The 2,621-nt window shown below is 77.5% G+C and carries 4 protein-coding genes; 3 read left to right on the forward strand and 1 reads right to left on the reverse strand.

The window, feature by feature from the left end; translation table 11 throughout:
- Positions 1–164: 164 nt before the first annotated feature.
- Positions 165–266 (reverse strand): putative leader peptide, encoded by a 102-nt coding sequence (locus AB4039_RS41925; protein ID WP_442273270.1) that lies wholly within the window; start codon positions 264–266, stop codon positions 165–167.
- 148 nt (positions 267–414) lie between these two features.
- Between AB4039_RS41925 and AB4039_RS41930 the strand changes: the two genes are divergently transcribed.
- The 3 genes from AB4039_RS41930 (at position 415) to AB4039_RS41940 (ending at position 2,608) form a co-directional block, all read left to right on the forward strand.
- The gene (locus AB4039_RS41930) at positions 415–1,131 is read left to right on the forward strand and encodes a GNAT family N-acetyltransferase (protein WP_442273271.1); all 717 of its coding nucleotides are present in this window, start codon (positions 415–417) and stop codon (positions 1,129–1,131) included.
- Positions 1,132–1,219: 88 nt separating this feature from the next.
- Positions 1,220–1,360, forward strand: a complete 141-nt coding sequence (locus AB4039_RS41935) for a hypothetical protein (protein ID WP_266837795.1) — start codon at positions 1,220–1,222, stop codon at positions 1,358–1,360.
- A 69-nt stretch (positions 1,361–1,429) separates the two neighbouring features.
- Positions 1,430–2,608 (forward strand): LLM class flavin-dependent oxidoreductase, encoded by a 1,179-nt coding sequence (locus AB4039_RS41940; RefSeq protein WP_266837797.1) that lies wholly within the window; start codon positions 1,430–1,432, stop codon positions 2,606–2,608.
- The last annotated feature ends 13 nt before the right edge of the window (positions 2,609–2,621 follow it).

Here is a 2,621-nt window from a genome sequence, read left to right on the forward strand (position 1 = left end):
GCCTCACCCTGGCCGCCCCGCCGGGCCGGCCGGTCCGCCCCGGCAGGGGCCGGATGCCGGCACGGGTCGGCACGGCCGGGCGGGGCGTACGGGCGCGCCGCACCGGCCGTGAGGGCCGGGGGGCGTGAGACGTGYCGCGGTGGCGTGCCCTCGCGGGGCCGGGGTCAGCCCCGGGTGGCGCTGCTGACGCGGAGGAGGTCGATGTGCAGGCGTCGGGTCAGCCACCAGCGGCGCGGGCCGGACCGGGGCGTCTGTACCGGTGTCACGGAAATCGACCTGCCCCCCGCTGCCCCCGGGGCTTACCCTGCCCCTGGCCGTCGCTGTCCCCCGCAGTCTCCTGGCGCCGTGCGGGGCCGTCAAGAAGGCGGTCAGGGGCGGCCGTTGACCACCCCCATGGAAGGACCCCCGCACCCGATGCCCACCGAGCACCCCGCCGCCCCCCTGGACAACCCGGTGTGGGCGGCCCTGACCGGCCCCCACCGGGCCTTCGCCGAGACCGCCCCCGGCGGTCTGGCCGCCCGCTACCTGCCGGCCGCGAACCCGTTCGCCGCGCTGGGCGACCCCGCCGACCCCGCCGCCTGGGCCGACCTGGCCGCGCTGATCGGCCCCGACGAGCCGGTGTGGCTGACCGGACTGCCGACCCCGCCGCCCGACTGGACCGCGGTGCGGGTCGTCCCTGGCGTACAGCTGGACGGCCGGGGCGTCCGGGCCGAGGCCGCTCCGGAGGCCGTACGGCTCGGGCCCGAGGACGTCGCCGAGATGACCGAGCTGGTCGAGCTGACGGAGCCGGGCCCGTTCCTGCCCCGCACCATCGAGCTGGGCACGTACCTCGGGATCCGGCACGGGGGCCGGCTCGTCGCGATGGCCGGGGAACGCATGCACCCGCCGGGCTGGAYGGAGATCAGCGCCGTCTGCACCCACCCCGACCACCGGGGCAAGGGCCTCGCGGGCCGGCTGGTCCGCGCCGTCGCCGCGGAGATCCGGGGCCGCGGGGAAACGCCGTTCCTGCACGCGGCCGCCGAGAACACCAACGCCGTCCGGCTGTACGAGTCGATGGGGTTCACCCTGCGCCGCGAGCCGGTCTTCATCGGCCTGCGCACCCCGGCGGCGGCCGACGGGCGCCGGGGGTGACACGGCTTAACACGGGGTTCATTGAGTGCCGCCGGAGTCTCCCGTAGCGTCGGTGGAACGGGAGCACGGACGGAGGGGGAGGAAGGCCGTGGCGGTGAACACGTGGCAGATCAGCGGTCGTCCCGCCCCCCGTCCGGCTCCCGTGCTCGCCCCGCACCGGCCGGTGCGCCTGTACGCGCGCACCCACGTCGACCTCCAGCGGGTCTGCGCCTCCCTCTGTCGTCCCTGATCGCGTCCTCCGCCGTCGCGGCGCCCCGCCCACGGCCGCCGCACGCCCGATCAGGAAGGCAGTCCCGCCGTGCCCGCATCCGACCCCGCCCCGCTCCACCTGGCCGTGGCCCTCGAAGGGGCCGGCTGGCATCCGGCCGCCTGGCGCGAACCCGGCGCCCGGCCCGGCGAGTTGACCACCGCCCGCTACTGGGCGGACCTGGTCGCCGAGGCCGAGGCCGGCCTGCTGGACTTCGTCACCTTCGAGGACGCGCTCGGCCTGCAGTCCACCGACCCGGCCGAGGCCGACGGCCGTACCGACCTGGTCCGGGGCCGCCTCGACGCGGTGCTGGTCGCCGCCCGGGTCGCGCCGCTGACCCGGCACATCGGGCTGGTGCCGAGCGTGACCGCCACGCACACCGAGCCCTTCCACGTCTCGAAGGCCGTGGCCACCCTGGACCACGTCAGCCGCGGCCGGGCCGGACTGCGCGTGCAGATCTCCGAACGCCCGGACGAGGCACGCCACTTCGGCCGCCGCACCGCACCGGAGCCGGTCGGCGTCCTGTGGGCCGAGGCGGCCGACCACGTCGAGGTGACGCGGCGGCTGTGGGACAGCTGGGAGGACGACGCCGAGATCCGGGACGTGGCCACGGGCCGCTTCGTGGACCGGGAACGGCTGCACCACATCGACTTCGAGGGACCCCGCTTCAGCGTCCGCGGCCCCTCGATCACCCCCCGTCCCCCGCAGGGACAGCCGCCGGTGAGCGCCCTGGCGGCCGACTCCTCGGCGTACCCGCTGCTCGCCCGGACCGCCGACCTCGGGTACGTGACCGCTCGGGACGCCGGACAGGCCCGCGCCGCCGTGGCCGGGATCCGGGCCGCCCAGGAGGCGGTCGGCCGGACCGGGCGGCCCCTGCACGTGTTCGGGGAACTGACCGTCTTCCTCGACGCGCGCCCCGGGGCGGCGGCCCGGCGGCTCCAGCGGCTGGACTCCGTCCACGGGTCGGCGTACACGAGCGACGCCCTGCTGTTCACGGGTACGCCCGGCGATCTCGCCGACCTGCTGCTGGACTGGCGGCGGGCCGGGCTGAGCGGCTTCCGGCTGCGGCCCGGGGTGCTGGCGCACGACCTGCCGGCGATCACCCGCGGCCTGGTGCCGGAGCTGCAGCGGCGGGGCGTCTTCCGGCGCTCCTACGGGGCCTCCTCGCTGCGCGGCCTGCTCGGACTCCCCCGCCCCGCGAACCGCTACGCCCGGCCGCCCGCCGCCTGAMCGCGCCCGGCGC

This window comes from Streptomyces sp. M-16 (assembly GCF_052114405.1).
GTDB lineage: Bacteria > Actinomycetota > Actinomycetes > Streptomycetales > Streptomycetaceae > Streptomyces.